A 24,349-nucleotide genomic window follows, 5' to 3' on the forward strand; every position below is an offset into this window, starting at 1 on the left:
CCGACGTACATGGCCTCACCATGCCTCGGCACGTGGCCTCTGTGCCCCTTTCGGGCGACACTGGTGGCCTCGGGGTGGCTTCGAAGTGGCTTCCAACCTGAGGGAGTTGTCACCGACCGGAGATACGGGTTCCCCTTCGAGGGAAGGGATCGACTCGTTCAACGAGGCACCGCAGGCTGGGGATGGGGATGAAAAGCGCACCAAGGACGTTGCTCGCGCAGCTGTGCGAACGGGAAGCGCTCACGTACCGGCGCTTCTCGGAGAGGTTCGTCGGAGCCGGCAACAGGCTCTACGGGCCGAGGAGCACCAACCCGACGTGCGGCGAAACGCAGTTCCGCCGCTGGACAGCCGGGAGGCTCACCGGTTTACCAGGCGCCGAGACCTGCCGAATCCTTGAGGCAATGTGGCCGGCCTACACGGCAGAGCAGCTGTTCGCCCCACCCCCTGCGGCCGATCCCCAGGCACCCGCGCTCGACCTGGAAGAACAAGTTCTCATGACTGCACGTGACGCCCACGGGAGCGCCGACGCAACCGCCTCGGCGACCATCTCTGACAACACGATCGACGAGCTTCGCGACCAGGTGACGAGCCTGGCCCGGCGCTATCCCGTCCTGGCTCCAGCGACCGCGTGGCAGGAGGGCAATGACCTCTTCCGCGAGATCGAGCGGCACCGCGACAGGACGCAGGCTCCGATCCAGCAGCAGGCCCTGATGATCCTGAACGGCCAGGCTGCGGCTCTCCTGGCCGTGACCGCTTTCGACCTCGGCTACTTCGTTCCCGCGAGGACGCTGGCGCGTACGGCTGCCCTGTTCGGCGAGACCACCCGCTTCACCCCGCTCCAGGCGTACGCCGACGGCACCATGGCCTACATCGCCTACCACACCGGTGCGACGAGCGAGGCGGTGGCGAAGGCCCGCCGGGCGTTGTCGTACAACGGCCTGGGCGGGATCGCGCGGCGTCGGCTCCATGCCATCGCGGCCCGCGCCTACGTCCACATCGGCGACACCGAGTCGGCGCAGCGCTCCATCCGGCTCTCCGACGACCTCGACGTGGCCTCCCGGGACGAGCTGCACGACGACGTCGGTGGTGAGTTCGGCTTCCCCAAGGAACGACTGGCCATGTCGAACGGCAGTACTGCTCTGCTCATGGGTGACATGGAGCGGGCCGAGACGGAGGCCAGCCGAGCTCTCGCGCTGCTCGCGCAGCGCCCCCAGGATGACCAGTCCACAGACGTCCGGGCGGGTGCGGCCGCCGACCTGGCCTATGCCCGTCTCCACGGCGGCGATGTCGATGGGGCGGCCGAGGCCCTGGCGCTGATGTGGGAGGTGCCTGTCGACCAGCGCAACACTGGCATCGTCGTACGGGCGGCCCGTGTCGGCCGGCACCTGGCCCAGCCCCAGTACCACGGCTCGGCGCTCCCGGCGGAGCTGCGGGAGCGGATCGAGGACTTCACCCGGGTCTCGCCGCCGTACACGCTCGGCCCGGGTGTTCCCCTGTTGGCGATCGAAGCCTGATCAGAGGGAAGCGAGGATCAGCGCCTCCTTCTCCGCATCAACCCCGTGGTCATCCCAGCGAGGGTGAGCTACGGGACGTCCGTCCGCGGACCACCAGTTCCAGGTGTCGCGGATCGTCTCGACGAGCGGTCGGCATCGGAGGCCGGCGTCGACCGCGCGCTGGGAGTCGACTGCCCACACGCCGGCGTGGGTGCGCCACAGCGGCATCTCGGTCCACTGCGCGACGGCGTGTCGGGCAAGCTCGCTGGGATCCGCCCAGACAGGCTCGCCTTCGGCGCCGGTGACGCGCAGGCACTCGCCAAGGAAGTCGGCGAAGGAGATGCCTTCGGGGTGGGTGACGTTGAAGCCGCCTCGGTCCGTCCCGTCCGCCTGGTCCAGGGCAAAGTTTGCGACGTCCCGTACGTCTACGGGCTGGATGCGCTGCTCGGCCGGGCCGGGCGCGAGGATGCGACCGCCGCGCTTGGCACGCTCCAGCCACCACGGGAGCCTGCCCACGTACTCGCCAGGCCCCAGGATGACGCCGGGCCGGAGAAAGACCACTTCGTCGCCGAACGCCTCGGCGACGGCTCGCTCGCCGCCAGCCTTCTGGAAGCCGTACTGCGTGGGGCTGCCGTTCTCGCCCGTGTACCCGAACGAGCCGTCGGCGTCGGGCGGGCACTGGAGCAGCGGGGAATCCTCGGTCAGCGGTTCGTGAGGCCACCCCTCGTACACCGAAACCGTGGAAATGTGCACCCAGCGCTGTGCACGGTCCGCGAGCTCACTGGTGGCCAGGAGGACGTCCCTCGGGGGGAGCTCAGAGCTGGAGGTGTCGATGATGGCGTCCCAGGGACCGTGTGTGGCGAGCTTTCGCACGTCCTCGCGTACTGTGCGGTCGCCATGTACGGCCTCGACCCCGGGCACGTCGGCACCTGATCGCCCGCGGTTGAAGGTCGTGACCTTCCACCCTCGCGCCAACGCTCCCTCCGCGACAGCCTTGCCCAGAAACCATGTCCCACCCATGACCAGAATCCTCATGGCCCATGATCCTGAGGGGTATGTGACTCCCGGGGCAACTCTGCGCGGCCTCTCGGTTGTCGTGCGAGCTACGCGGCTTTCTACCCGGGTGGGCGACCTGTCTCCTCCTGAACTGAAAAGGACCCCATGACCGACACACCCACCCTCGCTGAACGGCGCAACCGGCTCGTCGACCAGATCGCGTCCGGCCGCACTCTGCCGGAGGCCGTCGAGCGGGCCATGCGCACCGTCGAACGGGACCGGTACCTCCCCGGCCTCGACCCCTACCGGGCCTACACCGACGAGGCCGTGAGCATCAAGGAGAACCCCGACGGCCCTCTCCCACTCTCGCTCGCATCGGTGCCGTCCATCGTGGCGATGATGCTGGCCCAGCTCGACCCTCAGCTCGGTGACAACATCCTGGAGATCGGCGCCGGCACCGGGTACAACGCCGCGCTCCTCGCCGAGGTCGTCGGCCCCGACGGTGCCGTCACCACCGTGGACATCGACTCGGACGCCGCCCTGCACGCCCGGCAGACGCTCAACGCGACGGGCTTCGAACGCGTTACGGTGATCGAGCGGGACGGCCTGAAGGGCGCGCCCGAGAACGCCCCGTACGACCGGATGACCGCGACCGTCGGGCTGTGGGACATCCCTCGCGCCTGGTGGGAGCAGCTCGATGACGGGGGCCGACTGGTGCTCCCCTTCCGCTGGCGTGGGCAGACGCAGTCCGTCGCCCTCGTTCGCCGGGGCAACACTCTGCTCTCCGAGGGCATGGAGCTCTGTGGGTTCGTGCCTGTCCTCGGCCAGGACGGCGAGCGCACGGTCGAGCTCCTCGACGGGAGGGTTCGCTTGCACCACGACCAGGACCAGGTGGTCGACGCCGAGGCTCTGGCGGGCGTGTTCGACACACCGAAGGTAGAGGTGTGGTCAGGGGCTCGGGTGGGCGGCGAGGAGCCGTTCGACGGGATCTGGCTGCGGGCCACGGTGGGCGACGACGTCGTGTGCCGTGTGGCGGTCACCAGCGAGGCGCTGGAGGCCGGAGTGCGGCGCCCGGTGATTCCGATCCGGACGCCCGCTCTCGTGGTGGATGGCTCTCTCGCTTACACGATCGTGATGCGGCAGGACGCGGACTCGGATCGGTCCCACAGGATGGGTGCGGTGGGCTACGGCCCTGACGGCGCCGCCCTGGCCGCCAGGCTGGTGAAGCACATCGACGCCTGGGGCGCGGACCGCAAGGCCGTGCCGACCATGACGATCTACCCGGTGGATTCTCTCGTCGACAAGCCGGAGAAGGGTCACCTCATCATGAAGAGTGAGAGCGTCGTGGTGCTGGCCTACTCATGATCTGGTGTGAGGTCGTGGCTCGTCACATCAGGTGACTCCTGTTTGGCTTTGTTCACGGGTAGCGGTTCTGGCTCAGGTTCTGTGACGCGCCCACGCTGAGTGACGGCTGGGCTTCTCCGGGCAGTAGGTGAAGTCGCTCGAAAATGAGCCGTGGTCAAGGTGGTTGGGCTGACAGTTCGGGGCCGTGGAAGAGATCGTGCTCCGGTTGAAGGAGCTGTTGTTCCCGTCGATCGCGGACGTTGCGGTGTTGTCGGTGGACGTGAGCATTGCGATAGTGCGGGTCGACGTGGAATGCACTGCGCACGGTGCCGCTTGCCCGGCGTGCGGGGTCTGGTCGAGCCGGGGGCATGGTTCCTACCTGTGGTTTCCCGCTGATGTACCCAGCGTCGGGCGAAGCGTCGTCCTTCAGCTGAGGGTCCGCCGGTTCGCCTGCGGGAACTCGGGGTGCACTCGCCGCACTTTCGTTGAGCAGATACCCGGCCTGACCCGTCGGCACGGTCAACGGACCGAGCGGCTGCGCGCGACGCTGGCCGCGGTCGGTCTCGCCCTCGCAGGCCGGGCCGGCGCCCGCCTGAGCTCCGCGCTCGGGGTCTGTGTCGGCCGGAGCACCGTCCTACGCCTGATCGACGCCCTTCCCGAGCCGGAAGTGCCCGCGCCGCGTGTGGTCGGCGTTGACGAGTACGCCACCCGCAAGGGCCGCCACTACGGCACCGTTCTCGTCGACATCGAGACCCGCCGCCCTGTCGACCTGCTGCCCGACCGGGAGGCATCGAGTCTGGCGGCCTGGCTCGCCGATCGGCCCTGCGTCGAGATCGTGTGCCGGGACCGGGTACCGTTCTTCGCCGAGGGCGCCACCACCGGTGCACCGCAGGCCGACCCGGTAGCGGACTGGTGGCATCTCTGGCACAACCTGAGCGAGGCCGCCGAGCGGAGCGTCGCCCAGCACTGTCAGCGGATCGGCGTAGAGGTCGGGGTGGCGGGCGCCGCCCAGCCACCACAGCGGCTGGGTCAATGGCACCTCGTCCACGAGGATCCCGTCCGCACGGGCCGCCCGCCACAGGGCCAGCGCTAGGCCGTGTATCGAAAGTGGATCTTGAGCCATGAATGATCACGGCTCATGGCGCGGGGAGATCTCACGGACGAACAGTGGGCGGCGCTGGAGCCGTTGTTGCCGAAGGGCATGAAGGCGGGACGGCCGCCCGTCTGGCCACGGCGGCAGCTGATCGACGGCATACGGTTCCGGGTCCGGACCGGTGTGCCGTGGCGGGACGTCCCCGTCGAGTACGGACCGTGGAGCCGGGTCTACGACCTGTTCCGCCGATGGCAGCGGAACGGCACCTGGCAGCGGATCCTCACCCGGCTCCAGTCCCTGGCCGACGCCAAGGGTGCGATCACGTGGGACCTGAGCGTCGACTCCACGGTCTGCCGCGCCCATCAGCACGCGGCCGGGGCCCGCAAGCAGGGCGACCTGCAGAAGGAACCGCCGGGCGGCATCTTCACCGAGCCCCGCGATCACGGGCTGGGAAGATCGCGCGGTGGGTTCACCACCAAGCTCCACCTGGCAGGCGAGCAGGGCCAGAAGCCCATGTCGATCGTGATCACGGCAGGACAGCGCGGAGACTCACCGCAGTTCGAACCCGTGCTGGAGAAGATCCGCGTCCCCCGCATCGGGCCGGGCCGGCCACGCGTCCGCCCCGATCGCGTGCGCGCTGACAAGGCGTACGCCTCCCGCAAGAACCGCGCCTACGTGCGCCGCCGCGGGATCCGCTGCACCATCCCGGACAAGGCCGACCAGGCGCGCAACCGCAAAAAGCTCGGCTCCCGCGGCGGCCGGCCACCGCATTTCGGCCCGGTCGACTACCGCGAGCGCCACGCGGTCGAGTGCGGCATCAACCGCCTCAAGAGGCACCGCGCTGTAGCCACCCGGTACGACAAGCTCGCCGTCCGCTACGAGGCGACCGTGCTGATCGCGGCTATCAACGAGTGGCTGTGACGTGCCGGTCCGACGACAGGCTGAACACCCGCACTCGGCGACCACAGCTGGGATCGACGGCCTCACGGACCGGGTGCATCTCCAGTTTGGTCATGATCCGTTTGGATGCGTCGTTGCCTACCTGGGCGACACTGACGATCCGCTCCAGCCCTCGGCCTTCGAACCCGAACCGTACAGCGGCCGCGGCGGCCTCGGTGGCCAGGCCCTGCCCCCAGTGGGACCGGCCGAGCCGCCAGCCGACCTCAACTGCGGGCAGCAGCTCCGGCATGAAGTCGGGGACTGAAAGACCGGTGAACCCGGCCAGCTTGCCGGTGGAGCGGATCTCCACGGCGAACAGGCCGAAGCCGTGCGTGTCCCACTCCCGCTCCATTGCCTCGATTCCGCCGCGAGTCTGGCATTCGTCACGGACGCTGCCATCACCGATCCACCTCATGACCTCGGGGTCTGCATTGACAGCGGCCATGGGCACAACATCATCCTCGCGCCAGCGACGCAGGATCAGACGGGGAGTCTCAAGCGTGACCATCCGAGCATTCTGAATCGCGAATGGGCTTTCTACCATCCTCACCAGGCACTTCCGATACACGCCCTAGCAGTAGCGAAGCGGGCATCCCCTTCGTCCGCCGCTCCTAGCGGCCCGCCGGGTCGTCAACGAAGTCCCCGCCGTCCTCCTCGATGCGCTCGATATCGGCAGGGTCGTAACCGATGTGCCGCTTCGTCAGCGCCCACGCCAGCCGCTGCACCCCGGGCCACGCCCTCTCGTCGTACTCCTGTTCGTGCGTGGCCTCCCACGCCTCCACCCCCGCTGCCACCCGCTCCGCCCCTCCATCCGTCCGTTCCGGTTGCTTCTCACGCTAGCGACCCGCAGAGCGCTCCGGGACGCAGACTTCACGAGCCCCGCCGGCGGTGCTGAGGCGCTCCGGCGGGACCTCGTCTGCGTCCCGGAAGAAGTGTTCCGCGGCGTGGCGTGATGGCGCGCCAAGGGCAGACGGTCGTAGGGGCCAGGCGACGTGGTGGTCGCCTTCGGCGGGCGTGAATGGGGGCGCGCAGAGTCGTACGTGCTGCATTTGCCTGCGGGGTATGTCGCAAACCAGCTGCGGTGACCCGGGACTGGATCGCATCGTGGTCGGAGACGCCCCGGCGGTGAGCCAGGGCGCGTGTGTGGAGACAGAAGGGGAGCAGGATGTACGGGCAGCCGGACGGGTGGACGCGGGACGGATTCGAGTCGCACGAGGGCACGGTTGGGGTGCTACTGGCCGACGGCAGCGAGCCGGAGCCGGTCGTCTTCGACTTGGGCAGTGGCGCCACTTTCCACGAGTCGACCTTCTGGGGGCACTACGACGGGTTGTTTCGTCGGCCGAAGGCAACGTCGATGCGAGGCCGGTGCGCGTGCGGGTGGCGTGGCGCGCCGACCTACGCCATCGACTGGCAGGAGGCTCTGAAGAACGACGACCCCGACGCCTACGACACCACCGGCCCGTACGCGGACTGGGAAGCCCACCTCGAGGTGGTCGCCAGCCGTGCGGTCGCCCTCCCTGAGGACCTCGCAGGCCTGCTCAAGCAGGTCCGCGAGCGACTGGAGCGACTCTGGGACGCAGAAGACACGACGCGCGCGTACGCGACGATGCTGAAGGCCTGCCGTGAACTCGAGGTGATCGCCGTCGAAGCCGGCCCCGAGGCCGTCCGGGCCCTGGAAAACGAAGAGAGCGAATCGACACGGGCGATCGCCCAGGCCCTCGGGATGACCAACGAGGCCGCTCAAACCCTCATCGGACGCTACAGGCGCCTCACCTGGACCTGACCCGGTAGAGGGCCGCCGGTCCGTGTCTCCGGGGCGAACGTGGTGGCCTGCTCGTCCCGGGCCTCCGGGCGTGTGACCTTCCGCTAGCGCGCCGTGTCGCAGCTGGGCTCCTGACTCCACGACGCGCTCGCACTACCCACAGCCAGTTCGCTCCCGCAGTCCACCGCCAGCTCCTCAACTGCTGCTGGTCGCTCGATGGTGGCCAGGACTTCCCGGCAGTCCCAGCCCAGCACAAGGCCCACCGCGAGTACGAGAGAAGATCGAGATCGTGGGCTAGGCCTCCGTCGGCCCTGGTGAGTGGCCGGAGAACCGCCAAGCCCGGGGTAGGGAGACAGTCCCAGGAGCACCTATGGAGGAGGCTTCGGGAAGTCCTGCGGGAGCCGGGCCACTCGCCTGGTGGAAGGAAACGTCGCCGCCGGAGAACACCGCGCGGTTGAAAGACACCTCGCCGCCGGCGAGTGTCACGCCGCCGAAGAGAGCGTTGCTGCCGGAGAACACCGCGCGGTCGAAGGACACCTGGCCTCCGGAGAACGCCGAGCTGACGAAGACCACCAGGCCGTCGGAGAAGGTCACGTCGTTAAAGGTCACGTTGCTGCCGGAGAACGCTGCGGTGAGGAAGGTCACGCTGGTGCCGGAGAACGTCGCGCCGTGGAAGGACACCCTGCCGCCGGAGAACACGGCTCTGTTGAAGTACATGCCGCCGCCGGAGAACGCGGCTCCGTCGAAGGAGATGTCGACTCCGGAGAACACCGCGTCGTCGAAGGACACCCAGCCGCTGGAGAACACCGCGCCGTCGAAGGACACGTCGCCACCGGAGAACACCGCGCCGCTGAAGGTCACCCGGCCGGAGAACACCGCGCCGTCGAAGTACACGTCGGCGTCGGAGAACACCGCGCCTCTGAAGTTGATGTCGCCGTCGATGGTGACGCTGGTCAGGTCGAGGTCGCAGCCCTGCCAGGAGCGGTAGGTGCCCCGGGGGCGCCTGTAGTGGTCGCCGATGAGGCGCAGGATGGTGTGCCGGACCTTGCGGAAGGCCAGGTAGCGGTGATGTTCCTCCTGGTGGGCCGGGTCGTCGCCCGGGTCGGGGGTGAAGGGGAGCTGGAGGTAGGCGCACAGGACGTCGACGCAGGTTTGACGCAGGCTGTCGTCGGGTGCGTCGTCGGCGAGGCCGGCCAGGGCGTGGACGCCTCCGAGACGGACGGCCGGTGAGTCCGAGCCGAGCTTGTCGACGGCCTGGGAGAAGCGTTCGGTGTGCAGGCGGGTGGCTTCGCGGTGGGCGCCAACCTCGTCGACGCGCTGGCGCCGGTAAGCCACGACCAGGGCGACGAGCGCACCGGCCCCGGCGACCACCCCGAACGACAGCTTCACGAGATCGAAGAGCGTGGACGCGTCGAGTTTCCGGGTGGGGCTGATGCCCTGGACATCGAGGAGGAGCACCAGGGTGAAGAAGACACCGCCCGCGACCAGGATCGCCGCCACGAAGGTCCCGGCAAGAACGCGGCCGACCTTCGACAACCGCAGCTCCCGCTCGCCCGGGTCAAAGCCCGCCTGCCTGCCTCGCACCATGAGGCCCCCCTGCCCGATGAATTCGATGATCCCCGCCAGGGGCCGCCGATCGCGTCAAGCCCGTCGGCGTCGCCTCGTGTGCCGTCCTGCCCCGAGACGTACGGTGTGCCCCTGCGGCCCAAGGTAGCGCCACAACGCGCGTGGCCAGGGTGGCGGACTGAAAACGGAGGAGGGGGGGTAGAGCTCTGCGCGGGGCGGGCTTGCGAGCGGTACGCGGATTTGGGGGCGATCTCTTGTTCCATGCCGAGCATGAGGAATGGGGCCGGCTCCAGGCCTATCTTCCCGATCTTGGATGCGGGCGCTCATGGGACGACGTTTACCGGGTGAAGCCCTCGCGGCTCTCGTGCGGGGGCTGCGGCTGGCCGATGCATGCTCGGCTTTCCAGGCGGCAGGTGGCGCATTTCGCGCACCAGCCCGGGGCGCCGGACGACTGCCCGGCGGGGGACGAGTCGCTCGATCACCTCTCCTTGAAGTGGTGCCTGCTGACGGCGGCGCAGGAGGCCGGCGCGGCAGCCGACATCGAAGTGAACGGCCCGGATGGAGCGTGGCGGGCGGACGTACTAGCGAGCGATCCTGGCGGCCTCTGGCGCTTCGCGCTGGAAGCTCAGCTGTCCCCGATCACGGACACCGACATCAAGGCCCGCTCGGACCGCATGCTCGGGGACCAGGTTCCCTCGGTGTGGTTCTGCTACCGACGGGCACCCTGGCTCGGTGTGGTGCCCTCGGTGCGCCTGGGCGGGGCCCATGACCTGCCCGTCGTGGTCGAAGGGCTGGCACGGTTCGCGAGCGGGGAGTGGGTCAGGGCCGACCCAGTGCCGCTGACCGAGTTCCTCCGGCGGGTCTTCGGCCATCAGATGGTCGCCTACAGCCCGGAACGCCGTGCTCAAGGCCTCGTCCTCGACATGCTGTGGGTCGAGGAGCGGTGTCTGCGAGCGGAGGCCGACTACCAGGAATCGGCGGAGTCGGCGCGACGCGACGAGGCAGCGCGCCGGCGCAAGGAGGAAGAGCGCCAGCTCTTCGACGCCCGCCAGCATCAAGAAGACGTTCTGCTGGCCGAGCGCCTCGACGAGGAAGAGCAATGGGCAGGCCCCTCGTGGCGGCTGAGCGACGCGGAACAACGCCGACTGCGGGTCCAGCAGATCACGCGGCGCATGGTGCGCCGGATCCTTGCCGCCGCCGAGCGCAAATGCCGCGCCGCAGGCATGCCGCTGCCCCACCTCGGCAAGGCGGGCGAGGACACGGCGGGATGGGCGAGCGACGCACTGCAGATGAAGGGCTTCCGCACGGCCCACGTCGGACGAACCCTCGGCGACGACCGGTACGCCGGCGGCATCCCGCTGATGGGCGAGAACGCACACCCGGTCGCGATCATCGACCCCGATCCTGCCCGGGCCGGCTCCCGGGTCCTGGCCGCGTGCATCCTCGTGTTCACGAACTGGGAGCTGCGCACCCAGTTCCTCGCCCAGGCCCCGCCACCGCCATGGGATCTCGCGGACCAGTACGTGACGCTCACCCTGGACTTCACCCCGCCATCCCCGGCCACGGCCACCACGAAGGCGTCGACCCCGTTGACCGCGGCGATCCCGCAACAGCCCACCGACAGCACCCGCTCCGCCGGCTCATGCGCCTGCCTGACCCCGCGCCTGTTCGCCGAGTTCCCCGAGGGAGCCGAGCCCGTCGAGCCGTGCGAGGAGGCCACTCCCGCGTCGGCGTTCATGACGGCCCGTTGCGCCCAATGCGGCGGCCGGTACGACCGCCCGTGGCGCAGAATCCCGGCCAGCCTGACTGAGCGGTAGTCGGCATGGGCCTCGCACCCTGGCCGCACGGCTCGTCCCGGGCGACTGCGCGCCGTCGTCGCCAGCCACGAAGAACTCGCCCCCTACACGGCCATCCTCACCGCCGACTTCATCGGCGCCACCCCGCCCGTCAAGACCGCCAAGGACGACGACGCCTGAGGTGAGCGGGCGAGCACACCGCTGGCGAAGGTGCTCCCTCTCACCTCGCTGCGGCGGGCTCCGTGCGAAACCCGGCGGCGCCGCACAGAACGGCCGAGAAAACCTGTGTCCGAGGCGCCGCCGGTTCTTGGCCTGATAACTCCCTGCCGCAGTCCACTCAGGCCGGTTGAATATGCCAGCCCCCCCACCAACGGTGATCACCCCAAGGGAGTTCCAGGCATGCGTGTGAAGGCTCTTCGGTACGCGACCACATCGCTGATGGCCGGTCTGCTCCTGGCCACCAGCGCCGCGTTCGGCCCCGTCGCCCAGGCCGCCTCCGGCGGAGGATGCGGTGCCCCCATGGGCGCGGGCGCCACCACCATCACGGGCTGCATCTCCTACGTGTGGGACCTGCAAGGAGGGAACTTCCGGGGCAACGGCTACATCGACGGGCCGATCCCGCAGGGCTGCCACGTGCTGACGCGCTTCCGATTCAGCACTGGTGAAGTGATCGAGAAGTACCGCAACTGCGACCGCTACAGCAACGGCGAGGTGGCCGTCGAGACGACGGTCCTGCGCCGCGAGTTCGCCCGCTACGAGGTGTGCCTCTACTCCGACTCCGGCCTGCACGGGTGCTCCATCAGCCCCCGCCTGTACTGGTAGGACGGTCCGCCGCGCGACCGTCCAAGCGGGGGCCCCTATGTCTTTGGTCAAGGGAAATGGGGGTGCGTCGGGTCGGTGGGCCGGGGCAGCATGGCGGGGTGGTTGATCTGCTGTGGGATGACGTGAAGTGCTTCTTCGATCCGGACTTGATGGGGTCGTTGCCGGACGTGCGTGTCCCGGGTGCCTCGGTGGAGGACTGGCAGGCGATCCTCGATCTTGTCGTGGAGAAGGGCTGGAAGTGCCAGTACTCCGAGGGAGAGGCGGTGCTTCCGGTGCCCCGGGCGGAGGTTGTGCTGTCCCGGCCGGCGGATGCCGAGTGCTCGGACCTGCGGGTCTGGCCGACGCCTGATGTGTTGGCGATCTTCCGTTTCCATGCCGACGATGCAGTCGACTTCGACGTCGACCTGCGCGAGTTGCAGGGCCAGGAGCGACTTGATGCGTTCTGCGGGTTCCTTCGGGAGATCGGGCGGCGGCTGGGCAAGCCGGTGCCGATGGACCCGGAAGGCGACTATGGCTATCCGGTGCTCGGCTTCGATGTCGAGGCAGATCGAGTCGTTCTCCTCGCAGACCTGCAGGTCAGGTGACCGCGGCCGACGGCTGCGGTTCGTAGAAGGTCCCGTCCCGGAGCATCGCGAACAGGACGTCGGCCCGGCGCCTGGCGAGGCAGAGCAGGGCTTGGGTGTGGTGCTTGCCCTGGGCGATTTCCTTGTCGTAGTAGGCCCGGGACGCCGGGTCGCCCAGGGCGGCGAACGCGGAGAGGAAGAAAGCCCGTTTGAGCTGCTTGTTTCCTCTCCTGGAGGGCTGTTCACCGCGGAACGAGGAACCTGAGCTCCGGGTCGCCGGGGCGAGTCCGAGTGCGGATGCGGCTGGCTATTTCCAGGACGGGCGAACCGCCGGTGTTCTGCTGGGGATTCACTGGAAGGTGTGGGAGCCCGTCCGATAACCCGATCGGTGGAGCGTCGTCGTCCCACGGGATTTCGCCACGGTTTCGCCATGCCTCGTGGCATGAATCCAGCCGAGATCGCCGAAAACGAACCAAGTCTCGTAACTCCATGTGGAGTTGGGCGTTCCTGTGCGTAGCGCATGGCTCATACTCTGTGGCCTCATCACTGCCCAGGAGCGGACTTCGCGCAGGCGAGGTCGAATGCCCGCACACGTCATGGGAGGCGAGAATGACCCGTACGTCCAAATTGAAGCAGGCACAGAAAATCACATTGATGTGCGCGACTGCCGCTCTCGCGGTCGGCTGCAGCAGCAATGAACCGGCCTTCTCGAAGCTGCCCGTGACGACCCCGGCCGCGGCCACAACCACCGAGCCTGAGCCCAGCGAGACGTCCACGGACCCTGCCGAGATCGCGAAGAAGCAAGCGATCGACACGTACCTATCCCACTGGAAGGAGGTTGAGAAGCGCTACGCCGACAAGTCCAGCAAGGCTGGCGACCTGAAGAAGTACGCCGCAGTCGACGCCCTCCTCAAGGTCGAGAACGACGCCGCGGACATGCACCGCCGGAACCTCGTCATCCTCGGCGACGTCACCGTGCTCAACCCCACAGTCGTCAGCACGGACCTCGACCGTAAGGTCCCCAGCGTCGTCATCTCCAGCTGCCTGGACATCTCCCGCTGGACGGTCACCCGTACCAAGACCGGCCAGCCAGCCACCAACCTCCCCAAGGACCGACTCCTGACGTACGTCATCAAGGCCACCGTGGAGAAATGGCCCCAGGGGTGGGTCGTCATCCGCGACGAGCAGCAGGGGAAGAAGTGCTGACGCCGCGGCTGCGCACCGCACCCATCGCTACCCTTGCCGTTGCCACAGCGGTACTGGCCGCGGTCCCGGCATACGCCGACAGCCCCGGGGTCGGAAGCAGTGCCGAGTGCGGTGCGTTCGTCTGCGGTGTCGAGGTCGACGTGCCCGGCTCAGGCGGTGGAAGCTCGGGTGGCACCGGCGGGGGAGGGGGCAAGGGGCCGAAGCGCAAGCCGCCCGAGTGCACACAGGCGAAGAAGGTAGAACCTCAGCCTGCGTCTGACAGCGGAATCTGGGAAGGCCAGGATCCCGCCAAGGGAGCCGTCCTGTACATGCGGACCTGCCGCTACTTCATGGCGGATGGTTCCTCCACCATGATCACTGAGACACTCGTCGGCGGCCCTGGCGGTCCCGCAGCCCCGGCTGTCGATCCTGCCGTCCTCGCCCAACAGGCCGCCGATCAGATGACGCTGCGCGGACCCGACATCGGGATCGTCCCGAAGCCAGGCGGCATGGGTCTGGTTGGGATGCCGGTCTACATGTGGACCGAGCGCGGCCCGGAGACGTACGGGCCGAACACTGCCTCCGCGTCCGCCGGCGGCATCACGGTGACGGCAACGGCGAAGGTGCAGCGGATCGTGTGGCAGATGGGCGATGGGAAGACCGTCACCTGCACCACGCCTGGTACGCCCTACAAGCCTGCGTACGGCAAGAGGCCGTCCCCGGACTGCGGACACCGCTACGCCCAGCCCTCGCTCGTGGGCGCGTTCCACGTGGTGGCGACGTCGACGTGGACGGTCGACTGGCAGGCCACGACGGGTCAGTCGGGGCAGATGACGCAGACCAGGCGGAGCGCGGTCGATATCCGTGTCGGCGAGCTGCAAGCCGTCGGCAGCAGCTGACCTCCACCAGAACCCCTCCCTGCCCGTCCTTCCACTTCCTTCAGGAAAGGCGAAAGAACGTGAGCAAGACCGCTGTCTCCCCGGCCGCCGGACAGGTGCCCGCGCAGTCGGCACGACCGCAGATCCCCGGCGCCAGCGTCGGATTCAGGGCCCGTCGCCGACGCCCCGGCATGTACGCGCTGGCCGTCGCGCTCATCGCGGCTGGCGGCAGCGGCGGCCTCCTGGCTTTCCAGGCGACGGGGGAGCGGACCCCGGTCCTCGCTGTCGCCCGCGGCGTGCAGGCCGGGGATGTCATCAAGGACGGCGACCTGATCGAAGCCCAGGTACAGCTCGACCCCGCGCTCAAGCCGGTCCTCGCCGCCGACCGCGACAAGGTCGTCGGTAAGCGCGCGGCGGTCGCCCTCACTCCCGGCTCCCTCCTCACACAAGGGCAGGCGACCAGCCGCACGCTGGTGAAGAAGGGGGAGAGGCTGGTGGGCATCGGGCTGAAGGCCTCGCAGATGCCCGCGACCCGGCTGTCCCCGGGTGACAGGGTCCTCGTCGTCGCCACCCCCGCGGAAGGACAGACCGCGACCGGCGAGGACGGGAAGCGTCCGGCGCCGGTGGAGATCGCGGCGCGGATCGTGAAGGTGGGGGAGAAGCAGGCCGCCACCGGCGACACCGTCGTCGACGTCGCCGTTCCCTCCCAGTTCGGCCCCACGCTCGCCGCGCAGGCCGCGACCGGCGATGTCGCTCTCGTCGTCGACTCCCCCGGGGGAGCGTGATGGCCGTCATCGCCCTGGCCGGCCTGCCCGGCGCCCCCGGCGCTACGACCACCGCGCTCGCGCTGCTCCGGGCCTGGCCGCTGGCAGAAGGCCGACGGATGGTGCTCGCCGAATGCGACCCGGACGGCGGCGCGATCCTCGCCGGCGCGCTCGGCGGCGAAGTCACCGCCGACCGCGGCCTGCGCAACCTCGCGCTCTCCTCCCGGACACAAGACCTCGTCGATGCCTTCTGGCCGCAGCTCCTCGTCCTGAGAGACGAGGCGAAGTCCAGCGAGGGCAACCGGCTGCTCCTGCCCGGTCTGACCTCTCCTGACCAGGCTCCCGGTCTCAGTCCGGTCTGGGGCCAGCTCGCCGACCTGTTCACCGGCATCGACCAGTACGGGCACGACGTCCTGGTCGACCTCGGCCGCTCCGGAGCCTTCGGCTCCTCCAGCGTCCTGGCCCTGCGAGCGGACACCGTCCTGCTCGTCGTCCGCGGAACCGTCCGCAGCTTTCACGCGGCCGCCAGCCGCATCAAGGCGCTGCGCGCCCAGATGGACGGCGAGTCCGGAGGCGGCTCAGGCGCCCTGGGAATCCTGCTGATCCGGCAGGGCCCGTACGGGCCGCGGGAGGCCGAGTCCGAGCTTGGTGTCCGCGTCGTGGCCACCCTGCCCTACCGGCCCGAAGAGGCGGCCGTGCTCTCTGACGGGGCCCCGGAGAACGGCAAGTTCATGAAGTCGAAGCTGATGGGCGCCGCGCTCGACGCGACCACCCCGATCCGCCAGCATGTCGCCACACGACGAGCCCGTCTCGGCGCCCCTCGCTCCCCGCTCGCGCAGCGGCTGCTGAGCGGAGTCGTCGATGCGCGCTGAGCCGATCCACCCCACCCCGCCTCCTCTGGCCCGCCCGGCCGTTCCGTCCGCGTACGGTCCGCCTCCTGCCGCGTACGCCCAGGTCGCGGCCGTCGCCAGCCAGTCGACGGCCCCTCCGACGTGGCCTCGTGTGCGGGTGGACGCCAAGGCAGCGGGGGAGATGAAGCGGCGGGTCAACAGCCAGCTGCTCGCTGAGGCCAAGCAGAACCCGGGTCTTACGGGGAAGGCCAGGGAGCAGCGGGCGCGTGCGCTGATCAGCGAGCAGGTCGCCGTCTGGGGAGACGCCACCCGGCAGGTCAGGCCCGTGACCTACACCGAAGAGGACGACCTTTCGGTCCTCGTCTTCGACATGCTCTTCCGCTCGGGCCGGCTCCAGCGCTACCTGGACGACCCGGCGGTCGAGGACATCTGGATCAACGGCCACGAGCGGGTTCACCTGAAGTACTCCGGCGACAGCGCGCCCGTGCCGGGCGACCCGGTGGCCGAGTCGGAGGAGGAGCTCCAGGAGCTGGTGCGTGACCTGATCCGCAACAGCGGTCAGTCCGGCCGCACCTTCTCCACCGCGTCCCCGGACGTCGCGATCCGCCTCCCCGACGGCTCACGGCTCCAGGCCCTCCACCCCGAGATCACCGGCGAGCACACCTTCGTCACGATCCGCCGCCACCGTCTCCAGAACGCCACCCTCGACGACCTCGTCAGCGGCGGCGCCATGGACACCACGATCGCCGGCCTCCTGCGCGCCTGCGTGCGAGCGCGCCGGAACGTGATCGTGGTCGGTGAGCAGTCGTCAGGGAAGACGACGCTGATGAGGGCCCTCCTGCGGGAGATCCCGCAGCACGAGCGGTTCGGCACGATCGAGACCGAGTTCGAACTGTGGGCCCACCAGAACGGCTACCACACCCAGGTCGTCCCCATGGAGGCGCGGGAGTCCAACGGGGAGCGGGTCGACGGGCGCGCGGTCGGCGAGATCACGCTGCTGGATCTGATGTACCGGGCCAAGCGCATGTCGCTCAAGCGCGTGGTCGTCGGCGAGGTCCGCGGGCCGGAGGTCACCGCGATGATGCAGGCCCTCACCAGCGACCGGCCCGGCTCCATGTGCACCATGCACGCCTCCGAGCCGCACGTCGTCTTCGACCGGATCGCCGAGCTCTATCTCCTGGCCCGTGGGAACTTCTCCGAGCAGCTCGCATACCGGCAGATCGCCAACGGCCTGCACTTCATCGTGTTCATGTCCGTGGACGAGTCAGGCCACAGCCCCCGCCGTCTCGTCTCCCACATCTGGGAGATCACCGGCATCGGCGAGAACGGCCGCCCCGCCTACAACGAGATCTTCCGCCCCGCCTCCGAATCCGACCTGCGCGCCGTCCCCGCGGCCCCGCTCTCCCCGCGCTCACGCCGCAGACTCGAACTCGTCGGCTTCGCCTCCCACCTCCTGGACCAGTCGGCCGCGTGCATAGGGGGCATGTGATGGGAGCCCTGTGGTGGACCCTGTGCGGGGCCCTCATCGCCGCCGGCATCCTCGCCGCGATCCTCGCCACCCTCGGCACGACCGCGCCCAAGAACAGCGGACGCGCCTCCCGCCTGCGCAAGGCGTGGACAGGAGGGCCCGGAGGCCAGCGAGAGGCGGCACGCCGCCGATCCCTGCTCACCGGCGCGGCGGTCACGTTCATCGTGGTGTGGTTCGTCTCCGGCGTGTTCGTCGCCGCTCTCCTCCTCGGCGCCGGGGTGGTGGGCGTCCCCTGGCTGATGAGCGCGGGCAGCGGAGGCAAAGCGCGGATCGTGAAGCTGGAGGCGCTCGCCGAGTGGACCCAGCGCCTGTCCGAGATCCTGCGCCTGGGTCCCGCCCTGGAACAGGCCCTGGTCACCAGCCGGAGGAACCCGCCCGCTGCGATCGCCGACGAAGTCTCCGAACTCGCCGACAAGATCAAAGCCGGATGGCTGCCCGTGGACGCACTGCGCGACTTCGCCAACCGTCTCGACGACGTCACCGCCGACAAGGCGTGCGCCGCGCTCATGCTCTGCGCCGTAGACCCCGGCCCCGGCCTCGCCAAGGTCCTGGAAGACGTCTCCGCCCAGCTGCGCGAAGAAGTCTCCGTACGCCGCAGGATCGAAGCGGACCGCGCGAAGTCCCGTACCGCGATGCGCTCGATGACCATCATCTGCGTCGCCCTCGTCTTGGTCGGTTTCCTCGTCCCCTACACCGCCCCCTACGCCACCTTCCTCGGCCAGCTCGTCCTCGCCCTGCTCGGCTCCGCGTTCGGCGCCGTCCTGTGGTGGACGAAGAAGCTCGCCGCGCACACTCCGATTCCCCGATTCCTGATCAACGACCCGCGCAGCCGCGTCAAGCAGCACGAACCGGCAGGGGAGCCGTCGTGAGCCAGAGCATCCTCATCGTGTGCGGAGCCACCCTCGGCGCCGGAATCGCGCTCCTCGTCCGAGAAGCCCTGCCCTCCGCCCCGCGCATCGGCCCCGCCCTGCGCCGGCTCGACCCGCCCGCCGCCCGCCCCGGACAGCGCCCCGCCACCACCACGGCATCGCCCCTGGGCGGGGCCTGGGCACGACGGCTCGCCGAACGGCTGAAGCTGCCCCAAACCGACCTCGACCTCCTCGCCCAGAGCCCCGAGCAGTTCGTCACCAACAAGATCGCGCTCGGACTCCTCGGCCTGCTCGTCCCGCTCGTCCCGGCGATCGGCTGGGTCCTGATGGGCCTGTCCGTTCCCCTGTCCATCCCCGGTATCGCCGGCGTCCTGCTCGCCCCCGTCCTGTGGCTCGTGCCGGACTGGGCGGTCAAAACGGAAGCGGCCAAGGCCCGCACGGAGTTCGCGCACGCGGCAGCCGCGTGGATGGACCTGGTCGCCACCCGCATGGCCTCCAACGTCGCCGCCGAGCAGGCCCTTGAGGATGCCGCCCGCATCGGCCACGGCTGGGCGTTCGCCCGCATCCAGGAAGCCCTCCTGCGCGCCCGGACAGAGAAGTCCTCGCCCTGGGCCGCGCTCGACGACCTCGGCACCCAGCTGAACCTGCCCGTCCTGACCGACGTCGCCGACATCATGCGCCTGTCCTCCGACGACGGGGCCTCCGTCTACGACACCCTCCGCAACCGCGCCAAGGGCCTCACCAACGAGCTCCTGACCGCGGACGCTGCCCGCGCGAACGCCGACAGCGAGAAGCTCCACACCCCCGCCGCCCTCCTTGCCGTCATCGTCATGATCGCCATGGCGTTCCCGGCAGTCCTCTCCATCTTCTCCATCTGACCCACCACCAGGCCCCGACCAGGGCCGCACGACCGGAAGGACCCCATCGTGAAGAGCCCGCTCCTCCACGCCCAGGCCGCGCTCACCGTCATCGCCGGCGCCACCCGCGCACGCCTCGAAACCCTGCGGCAGGAAGCCAAGTCCGACCGAGGCGAGGGCCCGATCTCCACCGTCGTCATCATCGTCGCGGCCGTCGCCGGGGCCGTCCTCATCGCAGGCGGCCTGGCCCTCGCCTACTCCCGAGCCAACGGCAAGCTGTCCGGGATCCTCGGCGGCTGATCTGAGAGAGACCACGACGACCTGATGCTGCGCACCCGCCTCTCCCCGCCTGGCCGCGGTCTCCAGCGTGACCGGGGATCCGCCCCCATCCAGGTGGCGATCATCTTCCCGGTCATCATCCTGATCCTCTTCGGCGCCATCCAGGGATTCACCATCGCCTGGGCCCACAACGCCGTCGCGACCGCTGCCCGCGAAGGTGTCTCCGCCGGCCGCATGTACGGGGCCGGGCCCGGCGATGGAGCCTCCAAGGCACGCAAGGCCGCCGCCGACCTCGGAGGCAACCTCGTCAGCGGCATCCAGGTATCCACCGCCGGAACGAGCCGCACCCGCATGAGCATCCGCGTCCGGGGCCAGGCTGTCTCCCTCGTCCCCGGACTGAAGAGCATCACCGTCAGCTCTTCGGCGTCCGGTCCCATCGAGCAGTGGGTCACCCAGGAGGGCAACTGATGCCCGCCCGCAGAGCGCTCGCCCGGCTGCGTCATCATCGTGGGGACCGGGGCGACGCCGCGATCGAAGCGGTCATCGTCGTTCCCCTGCTCCTCGCGCTCGCCCTGGTCGTCATCGCCGGCGCCCGGCTGTCCCTGGCCGGCCAGGCCGTCGACGCCGCCGCCCAGTCTGCGGCGCGAGCAGCATCTCTCGAACGCACCCCAGGGGCTGGGCAGTCCGCCGCGCAGGAAGCGGCGGCCGCGGTTCTTGCGCAGGAGAGCCAGCCCTGCACCTACAGCAGCGTCCGTGCCGCCACCAGCGGGCTCGGCGCCGCGCTCGGCCAGACGGCCACAGTCACGGTCACCGTCTCGTGCCGCGTCCCGATCGGCGACCTCCTGCTCTTCGGCGGAGGCCCCGGGGTACGGACCCTGACCGCCTCCTTCACCTCCGTCGTCGACACCTACCGAGGGCGCGGATGACCACAACCCACCACACCCGTCCCCGCCCGCACCGACGGCGGCGTCTGGATGACCGGGGCGCCGTCGCTCCGTTCGTCGCCCTCATCACCGTCCCCCTGCTCCTGCTCGGTGGTGTACTCGCGGTCGACGCCTTCGGCGTCTCCCACGCTCACGAACGCACCGACGCCGTCGCCACCGAAGCCGCCCGCGCCGCCGCCCAGGCCGTCGACCCCGCCAAGGCGGTCACCGGCGAGGGCGTCGTCGTCGACCCGCGCGCCGCGTCGGCCGCCGCCCGCACCTACCTCAGCCGCGCCGGCCTCCGCGGCACCGCCACCGTCACCGACGGCGGCCGCCGCATCCAGATCCACGCCACCGGCACCTACCGCGGCCGGTTCGTCCCGACGACATGGACCGTCACCGCCACCAGCAGCGCCACGCTCCTGCACGGCATCACCCAACCCAAGAAGGACTGACCCGCCGATGCCCGCACACCGCTCCCTCGCCAGACGGCTTCCGCGTGCCCTGGCCAGCCTTGTCGCTCTCGCCGCGGTCACTGCCGGGCTGCCCTGGCTCCTCGCCCAGGCCACGGCCTCCCTCCGGGACCCGGGCATCGAAGCGTTCTCCCACCTGCTCACCCGCACCGACACCGGCGCCGCGTTCCTCCTCACCCTGACCGCCGTCGGCTGGATCGCCTGGGCCACGTTCATGCTGTCGCTGCTGGTGGAGATCCCCGCCCAGCTCCGCGGCCGGACCGCACCGCGCCTCCCCGGCCTGCGCCTTGCCCAACGCGCCGCCGGCACTCTCGTCAGCGGCATCCTCGTCCTCTTCGCCTCCAGCGCCCTGGCCTCCGCCGCCCCCGCGCTCGCCAACCCCGTGAGCGCCGCACCCGCGGTCTCCGCCGCGGCCATTCCGGCGCCCGCCCCCGCCTACGAACACACCGCCCCCGCCACGGCCGACGACAAGACCGCCGAACACAGCTACACCGTCAGAGCCGTACGGCCCGCCGAGAGCCTGTGGTCCATCGCGGAGAAGATCTACGGGGACGGCACCCTGTACACGAAGATCGCCGACGCCAACGAGGGCCGCACCATGGTCGACGGAGCCGTCTTCCACGCCGACGCCCCCATCCGTCCCGGCTGGACGCTGCGCCTTCCTGGCACCCCCACGACTGCACAGCCCGCCGCGCACACCTACACCGTCGCCCCCGGCGACACCCTGTCCCAGATCGCCGAGGACCAGCTCGGCGACGGCGACCGATACCCCGAGCTCTTCGAAGCGAACCAGAACAAGCCCCAGGCCGACGGCGCCCGCCTGACCAACCCCGACGACCTCCACACCGACTGGAAACTCACCCTCCCCACCAAGACCACCCCCACCACCCCGCTCGCCGACACCACCGCCGTCCCTCCGTCCCGGCCCGCCGACGCCCCGCCCGTCCAGCCGCCCGCCGCAGACACGCCCGCCCCGACGCCGCACACCACACCGCCGCCTGCCAACCCGGCGCCTGCCCCAGCAGCTCCCCCCGCGAAGCCGCACACCGACGCACCAGCACTGTCTCCGTCCACGGTGCCGGCCGCCACCGACGAAGAATCCGGCAGCGGCCTTTCCGAGACAGCCGGCATCGGCATGCTCGCCTCCGGAAGCCTCCTCGTCACCCTGGGCGCGGCCCGCATGCTGCAGCGCCGCCGCCGCCGCAAGCCGGGCCAGCTGCCCCACCCCGTCGAAGGGGAAGCGGCCGAGCAGGCCCTCCATGCAGCCAGCGACCCCGGCAGCCTTGAGCTCCTCGACCGTGCCCTGCGCACCTTCGCCCACCGCGCGGCCCAGGCCCCTGCCCGCCTCCCCGTCGCGACCGGCGCCCGGATCACCTCCCACACCGTCGAGCTCCTCGTCCCCCGCCCCTTCCTCCCCGACGACGAGATCGACACCCTCTTTCCCTCAGAGGAAGCGGCACTAGAAGACGGACCGTTCCGCTGCGTAGCCCCAGGCCGCTGGGCATTGGACCGTACCGAAGACCTCCTCGACCCCGCCGACGCGGCAGACGTCCCCGCCCCATACCCCGGACTGGTCACTCTCGGCACCGACCCCGACGGCAACCACCTCCTGATCAACCTCAATGTCTCCCGCGTCCTCCTCCTCGACGGAACCCCCACCGCCGTACGCGATACCGCCCGCGTCCTCGCCCTGGAAGCCGCCACCAGCACCTGGAGCGACCACGCGGAGATCATCACCGTCGGCCTCGGCGACGCACTGCCCCACCTCCTCCCGAAGAACCGGATGCGCGCCGCCCCGCACATCACCGCCGCACGTGCCGAACTCGCCGAACTCCTCCTGGAACAGCGCCAGCAAGCAGGCACCGACGACGCACCGGCCCGCATGCCGTGGACCTTGGTCTGCGCCGCAGACATGGAGGAGGACGAAGCCCGCCTCCTGGCCGACACCCTCACCGCCGCCCGCGAGCTGCCCGTCGCACTCGTCCTGCCCGCACACGGAACCGCCGGCGCCTTCGGAGACTTCGACGACGCCGTACAGATCACCGTCGGAACCACCCGCCCCCAGTTCGTCGAGGTCCTCGACGCCGACCTCATCGTCCAATCCCTCCCCGAAGCCGACTACGAGGCGTTCACCGACCTCCTCCGCCAGGCCGACCAGCCTGCCCAGCCCGCCGAGGAACCCTGGACCCAGGTCCCGCCCATCCCCGTGACCGTCACTCACGACGGCGACACCGACCTCACCGCCGTACCCCTCACGCCTTTCGCCGCCTTCACCGCCACTCGCTCACGCGCCCCCGTACCCCCGCCCGAGCAGGACGCCCCTGAGGAACCCGAGGCTGACTCGGCCGATCCAGCCTCCCCTGACAGCACTGGCCCGGCGGCCGCTCCTGAGCCACGTCCCGCGCCCAACGAGCCCGCCATCGCGGCAGCCCCAGACGTTGACACAACGGACCCGGACAACGCGGTCGACCTCCAGGCTCCGGAAATCCAGGTGCTCGGCCCGGTGGCCGTCACCGGCATCAAGGCCTCCGGACACGGCCCCAAACTCGCCCAGCTCGCCGCCTACCTCCACTTCAAGCCCGGACGCCGGTCCGACACCGTCCGCGAAGCCATGGACCCCCGCTCACCCTGGGGAGTCCCCACCCTCCAGACCCGCATCTCCCAGCTCCGCAACAGCCTGGGCTCCGACTCCGCCGGCGCCCTCTACCTCCCACGCGACCGCAGCGGCACCTACACGCTCTCCCCGAAAGTCCGCACCGACTGGGACCGCTTCCTCCACCTTGCCGAACGCGGCCTGAGGCGAGGCCCCTCAGCGGGCATCCCCGACCTCGAAGCCGCCCTCGCCCTCGTACGCGGCGTCCCCTTCGGCGGCAGCCCGCCGGCCTGGGCAGCCGTCCACCACCAGGAGATGCTCGTCCGCATCATCGACACGTCCCACACCCTCGCCGACTGGCACCGCCGCACCGCCCGCCCCAACCTCGACGCCGCCCGCCGAGCCATCCGTCTCGGCCTCGACGTCGACGACAGCGCCGAGCTCCTCTACCAGGGATGGATGAGGGTCGAGGACCAGGCAGGGAACCGCGAAGGCGTCCAGAGGGCCTACGAAACCCTCCTCACCATCAACCGCCGCCTCGACGTCAGCACCGAACCCGAGACCGAAGCCATCTACGCGCAGATCACCCGCCGCAGCGCATAGGGGTGGGAAGAAGAGGCCCCGACGCGGGCCCGCTGCCTCGGCGCGGACACGAGCACCTCGCTCGCGCGTCCGCGCCGAGGCAGCACCGTCCCGAAACCTTCACCCCGCTCGCTCACCATGCGCTGTTGCCTGGTCGTGACGCTGGTGAGTTGCCCGTGGTAAGTCCGATGGT

At 70.0% G+C, this 24,349-nt stretch carries 24 protein-coding genes and 1 pseudogene; 20 read left to right on the top strand and 5 right to left on the bottom strand.

The genetic code is table 11. The annotated features are described in order from the left end of the window. Nucleotides 1–494: 494 nt before the first annotated feature. Nucleotides 495–1,514, top strand: a complete 1,020-nt coding sequence (locus ACFC0Z_RS06395) for a DNA-binding protein (protein WP_376433287.1) — start codon at nt 495–497, stop codon at nt 1,512–1,514. Here the strand turns inward: ACFC0Z_RS06395 and ACFC0Z_RS06400 are convergent, their stop codons facing one another. Then, a complete protein-coding gene (locus ACFC0Z_RS06400) occupies nt 1,515–2,528 on the bottom strand; it encodes an NAD-dependent epimerase/dehydratase family protein (protein ID WP_376433289.1) in 1,014 nt (337 codons plus the stop codon). A 126-nt stretch (nt 2,529–2,654) separates the two neighbouring features. Here ACFC0Z_RS06400 and fxlM point away from each other — a divergent pair, with 126 nt between their 5' ends. From fxlM to ACFC0Z_RS06415, 3 genes are all read left to right on the top strand, one after another. After that, nucleotides 2,655–3,854, top strand: a complete 1,200-nt coding sequence (gene fxlM / locus ACFC0Z_RS06405; protein ID WP_376433291.1) for a methyltransferase, FxLD system — start codon at nt 2,655–2,657, stop codon at nt 3,852–3,854. A 184-nt stretch (nt 3,855–4,038) separates the two neighbouring features. Further along, nucleotides 4,039–4,926: an ISL3 family transposase gene (locus ACFC0Z_RS06410; RefSeq protein WP_376433293.1), complete on the top strand. Its 888-nt coding sequence runs from the start codon at nt 4,039–4,041 to the stop codon at nt 4,924–4,926. 45 nt (nt 4,927–4,971) lie between these two features. Next, nucleotides 4,972–5,847, top strand: a complete 876-nt coding sequence (locus ACFC0Z_RS06415; protein WP_376433295.1) for an IS5 family transposase — start codon at nt 4,972–4,974, stop codon at nt 5,845–5,847. Here the strand turns inward: ACFC0Z_RS06415 and ACFC0Z_RS06420 are convergent. Both ACFC0Z_RS06420 and ACFC0Z_RS06425 read right to left on the bottom strand, forming a co-directional pair. Next, nucleotides 5,831–6,373, bottom strand: coding sequence for a GNAT family N-acetyltransferase (locus ACFC0Z_RS06420; protein ID WP_376433297.1), 543 nt, complete (start codon nt 6,371–6,373; stop codon nt 5,831–5,833). The two genes, ACFC0Z_RS06415 and ACFC0Z_RS06420, sit on opposite strands and share 17 nt — an antisense overlap. A gap of 103 nt (nt 6,374–6,476) precedes the next feature. After that, complete coding sequence (locus ACFC0Z_RS06425) at nt 6,477–6,659, bottom strand: hypothetical protein (RefSeq protein ID WP_376433299.1); 183 nt, start codon at nt 6,657–6,659, stop codon at nt 6,477–6,479. A 371-nt stretch (nt 6,660–7,030) separates the two neighbouring features. Here ACFC0Z_RS06425 and ACFC0Z_RS06430 point away from each other — a divergent pair, with 371 nt between their 5' ends. Further along, on the top strand, nt 7,031–7,648 hold the full coding sequence (locus ACFC0Z_RS06430) for a hypothetical protein (protein ID WP_376433301.1): 618 nt from the start codon (nt 7,031–7,033) through the stop codon (nt 7,646–7,648). Nucleotides 7,649–7,921: 273 nt separating this feature from the next. Here ACFC0Z_RS06430 and ACFC0Z_RS06435 read toward each other — a convergent pair whose 3' ends face one another. Next, nucleotides 7,922–9,214 carry a pentapeptide repeat-containing protein gene (locus ACFC0Z_RS06435; protein WP_376433303.1) on the bottom strand — a complete coding sequence of 431 codons (1,293 nt, stop codon included), beginning with the start codon at nt 9,212–9,214 and terminating at the stop codon, nt 7,922–7,924. Between the two features lie 233 nt (nt 9,215–9,447). Between ACFC0Z_RS06435 and ACFC0Z_RS06440 the strand changes: the two genes are divergently transcribed. From ACFC0Z_RS06440 to ACFC0Z_RS06450, 3 genes are all read left to right on the top strand, one after another. After that, entirely contained in the window at nt 9,448–11,010 is a 1,563-nt protein-coding gene (locus ACFC0Z_RS06440; RefSeq protein ID WP_376433305.1) for a hypothetical protein, read from the top strand. A 378-nt stretch (nt 11,011–11,388) separates the two neighbouring features. Continuing rightward, the gene (locus ACFC0Z_RS06445) at nt 11,389–11,811 is read left to right on the top strand and encodes a hypothetical protein (protein WP_376433307.1); all 423 of its coding nucleotides are present in this window, start codon (nt 11,389–11,391) and stop codon (nt 11,809–11,811) included. 98 nt (nt 11,812–11,909) lie between these two features. Continuing rightward, complete coding sequence (locus ACFC0Z_RS06450) at nt 11,910–12,395, top strand: hypothetical protein (RefSeq protein ID WP_376433309.1); 486 nt, start codon at nt 11,910–11,912, stop codon at nt 12,393–12,395. Here the strand turns inward: ACFC0Z_RS06450 and ACFC0Z_RS06455 are convergent. Further along, nucleotides 12,388–12,675, bottom strand: a pseudogene (locus ACFC0Z_RS06455) (transposase); the annotation flags it as partial. The gene ACFC0Z_RS06450 and the pseudogene ACFC0Z_RS06455 overlap by 8 nt on opposite strands. Before the next feature lie 353 nt (nt 12,676–13,028). On the opposite strand from ACFC0Z_RS06455, the gene ACFC0Z_RS06460 reads away from it, so the two are divergent. The 12 genes from ACFC0Z_RS06460 to ACFC0Z_RS06515 are packed head-to-tail and all read left to right on the top strand — an operon-like array spanning nt 13,029 to nt 24,177. Further along, the gene (locus tag ACFC0Z_RS06460) at nt 13,029–13,580 is read left to right on the top strand and encodes a hypothetical protein (protein ID WP_376433311.1); all 552 of its coding nucleotides are present in this window, start codon (nt 13,029–13,031) and stop codon (nt 13,578–13,580) included. After that, nucleotides 13,574–14,458: an ATP/GTP-binding protein gene (locus ACFC0Z_RS06465; RefSeq protein ID WP_376433313.1), complete on the top strand. Its 885-nt coding sequence runs from the start codon at nt 13,574–13,576 to the stop codon at nt 14,456–14,458. The genes ACFC0Z_RS06460 and ACFC0Z_RS06465 overlap by 7 nt, the downstream gene beginning before the upstream one ends. A gap of 59 nt (nt 14,459–14,517) precedes the next feature. Continuing rightward, nucleotides 14,518–15,222, top strand: a complete 705-nt coding sequence (locus ACFC0Z_RS06470; RefSeq protein ID WP_376433315.1) for an SAF domain-containing protein — start codon at nt 14,518–14,520, stop codon at nt 15,220–15,222. Then, nucleotides 15,222–16,073, top strand: a complete 852-nt coding sequence (locus ACFC0Z_RS06475; RefSeq protein ID WP_376433317.1) for a hypothetical protein — start codon at nt 15,222–15,224, stop codon at nt 16,071–16,073. The genes ACFC0Z_RS06470 and ACFC0Z_RS06475 overlap by 1 nt, the downstream gene beginning before the upstream one ends. Continuing rightward, on the top strand, nt 16,063–17,541 hold the full coding sequence (locus tag ACFC0Z_RS06480; RefSeq protein ID WP_376433319.1) for a CpaF family protein: 1,479 nt from the start codon (nt 16,063–16,065) through the stop codon (nt 17,539–17,541). Before ACFC0Z_RS06475 ends, ACFC0Z_RS06480 begins: the two co-directional genes overlap by 11 nt. Then, nucleotides 17,541–18,449 (top strand): type II secretion system F family protein, encoded by a 909-nt coding sequence (locus tag ACFC0Z_RS06485; RefSeq protein ID WP_376433321.1) that lies wholly within the window; start codon nt 17,541–17,543, stop codon nt 18,447–18,449. Before ACFC0Z_RS06480 ends, ACFC0Z_RS06485 begins: the two co-directional genes overlap by 1 nt. Next, nucleotides 18,446–19,327: a type II secretion system F family protein gene (locus ACFC0Z_RS06490; RefSeq protein ID WP_376433323.1), complete on the top strand. Its 882-nt coding sequence runs from the start codon at nt 18,446–18,448 to the stop codon at nt 19,325–19,327. Before ACFC0Z_RS06485 ends, ACFC0Z_RS06490 begins: the two co-directional genes overlap by 4 nt. Before the next feature lie 48 nt (nt 19,328–19,375). Next, nucleotides 19,376–19,606, top strand: coding sequence for a hypothetical protein (locus ACFC0Z_RS06495; RefSeq protein ID WP_376433325.1), 231 nt, complete (start codon nt 19,376–19,378; stop codon nt 19,604–19,606). Between the two features lie 24 nt (nt 19,607–19,630). Continuing rightward, the gene (locus ACFC0Z_RS06500) at nt 19,631–20,053 is read left to right on the top strand and encodes a TadE/TadG family type IV pilus assembly protein (RefSeq protein ID WP_376433326.1); all 423 of its coding nucleotides are present in this window, start codon (nt 19,631–19,633) and stop codon (nt 20,051–20,053) included. Then, nucleotides 20,053–20,511, top strand: coding sequence for a TadE/TadG family type IV pilus assembly protein (locus ACFC0Z_RS06505; RefSeq protein ID WP_376433327.1), 459 nt, complete (start codon nt 20,053–20,055; stop codon nt 20,509–20,511). The genes ACFC0Z_RS06500 and ACFC0Z_RS06505 overlap by 1 nt, the downstream gene beginning before the upstream one ends. Next, nucleotides 20,508–20,963, top strand: coding sequence for a hypothetical protein (locus ACFC0Z_RS06510; RefSeq protein ID WP_376433329.1), 456 nt, complete (start codon nt 20,508–20,510; stop codon nt 20,961–20,963). Before ACFC0Z_RS06505 ends, ACFC0Z_RS06510 begins: the two co-directional genes overlap by 4 nt. 7 nt (nt 20,964–20,970) lie before the next feature. Then, the gene (locus tag ACFC0Z_RS06515; protein ID WP_376433331.1) at nt 20,971–24,177 is read left to right on the top strand and encodes a LysM peptidoglycan-binding domain-containing protein; all 3,207 of its coding nucleotides are present in this window, start codon (nt 20,971–20,973) and stop codon (nt 24,175–24,177) included. Nucleotides 24,178–24,349: the final 172 nt, after the last annotated feature.

This window comes from Streptomyces sp. NPDC056144 (assembly GCF_042264145.1).
GTDB lineage: Bacteria > Actinomycetota > Actinomycetes > Streptomycetales > Streptomycetaceae > Streptomyces.

Coding starts and splice junctions, on each gene's coding strand:
- ACFC0Z_RS06435 (WP_376433303.1), bottom strand. CDS start 9,214: ATGGTGCGAGGCAGGCAGGCGGGCTTTGACCCGGGCGAGCGGGAGCTG.
- ACFC0Z_RS06485 (WP_376433321.1), top strand. CDS start 17,541: ATGGGAGCCCTGTGGTGGACCCTGTGCGGGGCCCTCATCGCCGCCGGC.
- ACFC0Z_RS06420 (WP_376433297.1), bottom strand. CDS start 6,373: ATGGTCACGCTTGAGACTCCCCGTCTGATCCTGCGTCGCTGGCGCGAG.
- ACFC0Z_RS06475 (WP_376433317.1), top strand. CDS start 15,222: ATGGCCGTCATCGCCCTGGCCGGCCTGCCCGGCGCCCCCGGCGCTACG.
- ACFC0Z_RS06415 (WP_376433295.1), top strand. CDS start 4,972: ATGGCGCGGGGAGATCTCACGGACGAACAGTGGGCGGCGCTGGAGCCG.
- ACFC0Z_RS06445 (WP_376433307.1), top strand. CDS start 11,389: ATGCGTGTGAAGGCTCTTCGGTACGCGACCACATCGCTGATGGCCGGT.
- ACFC0Z_RS06395 (WP_376433287.1), top strand. CDS start 495: ATGACTGCACGTGACGCCCACGGGAGCGCCGACGCAACCGCCTCGGCG.
- ACFC0Z_RS06400 (WP_376433289.1), bottom strand. CDS start 2,528: ATGAGGATTCTGGTCATGGGTGGGACATGGTTTCTGGGCAAGGCTGTC.
- ACFC0Z_RS06430 (WP_376433301.1), top strand. CDS start 7,031: ATGTACGGGCAGCCGGACGGGTGGACGCGGGACGGATTCGAGTCGCAC.
- ACFC0Z_RS06500 (WP_376433326.1), top strand. CDS start 19,631: ATGCTGCGCACCCGCCTCTCCCCGCCTGGCCGCGGTCTCCAGCGTGAC.
- fxlM (WP_376433291.1), top strand. CDS start 2,655: ATGACCGACACACCCACCCTCGCTGAACGGCGCAACCGGCTCGTCGAC.
- ACFC0Z_RS06480 (WP_376433319.1), top strand. CDS start 16,063: ATGCGCGCTGAGCCGATCCACCCCACCCCGCCTCCTCTGGCCCGCCCG.
- ACFC0Z_RS06460 (WP_376433311.1), top strand. CDS start 13,029: ATGTGCGCGACTGCCGCTCTCGCGGTCGGCTGCAGCAGCAATGAACCG.
- ACFC0Z_RS06515 (WP_376433331.1), top strand. CDS start 20,971: ATGCCCGCACACCGCTCCCTCGCCAGACGGCTTCCGCGTGCCCTGGCC.
- ACFC0Z_RS06510 (WP_376433329.1), top strand. CDS start 20,508: ATGACCACAACCCACCACACCCGTCCCCGCCCGCACCGACGGCGGCGT.
- ACFC0Z_RS06505 (WP_376433327.1), top strand. CDS start 20,053: ATGCCCGCCCGCAGAGCGCTCGCCCGGCTGCGTCATCATCGTGGGGAC.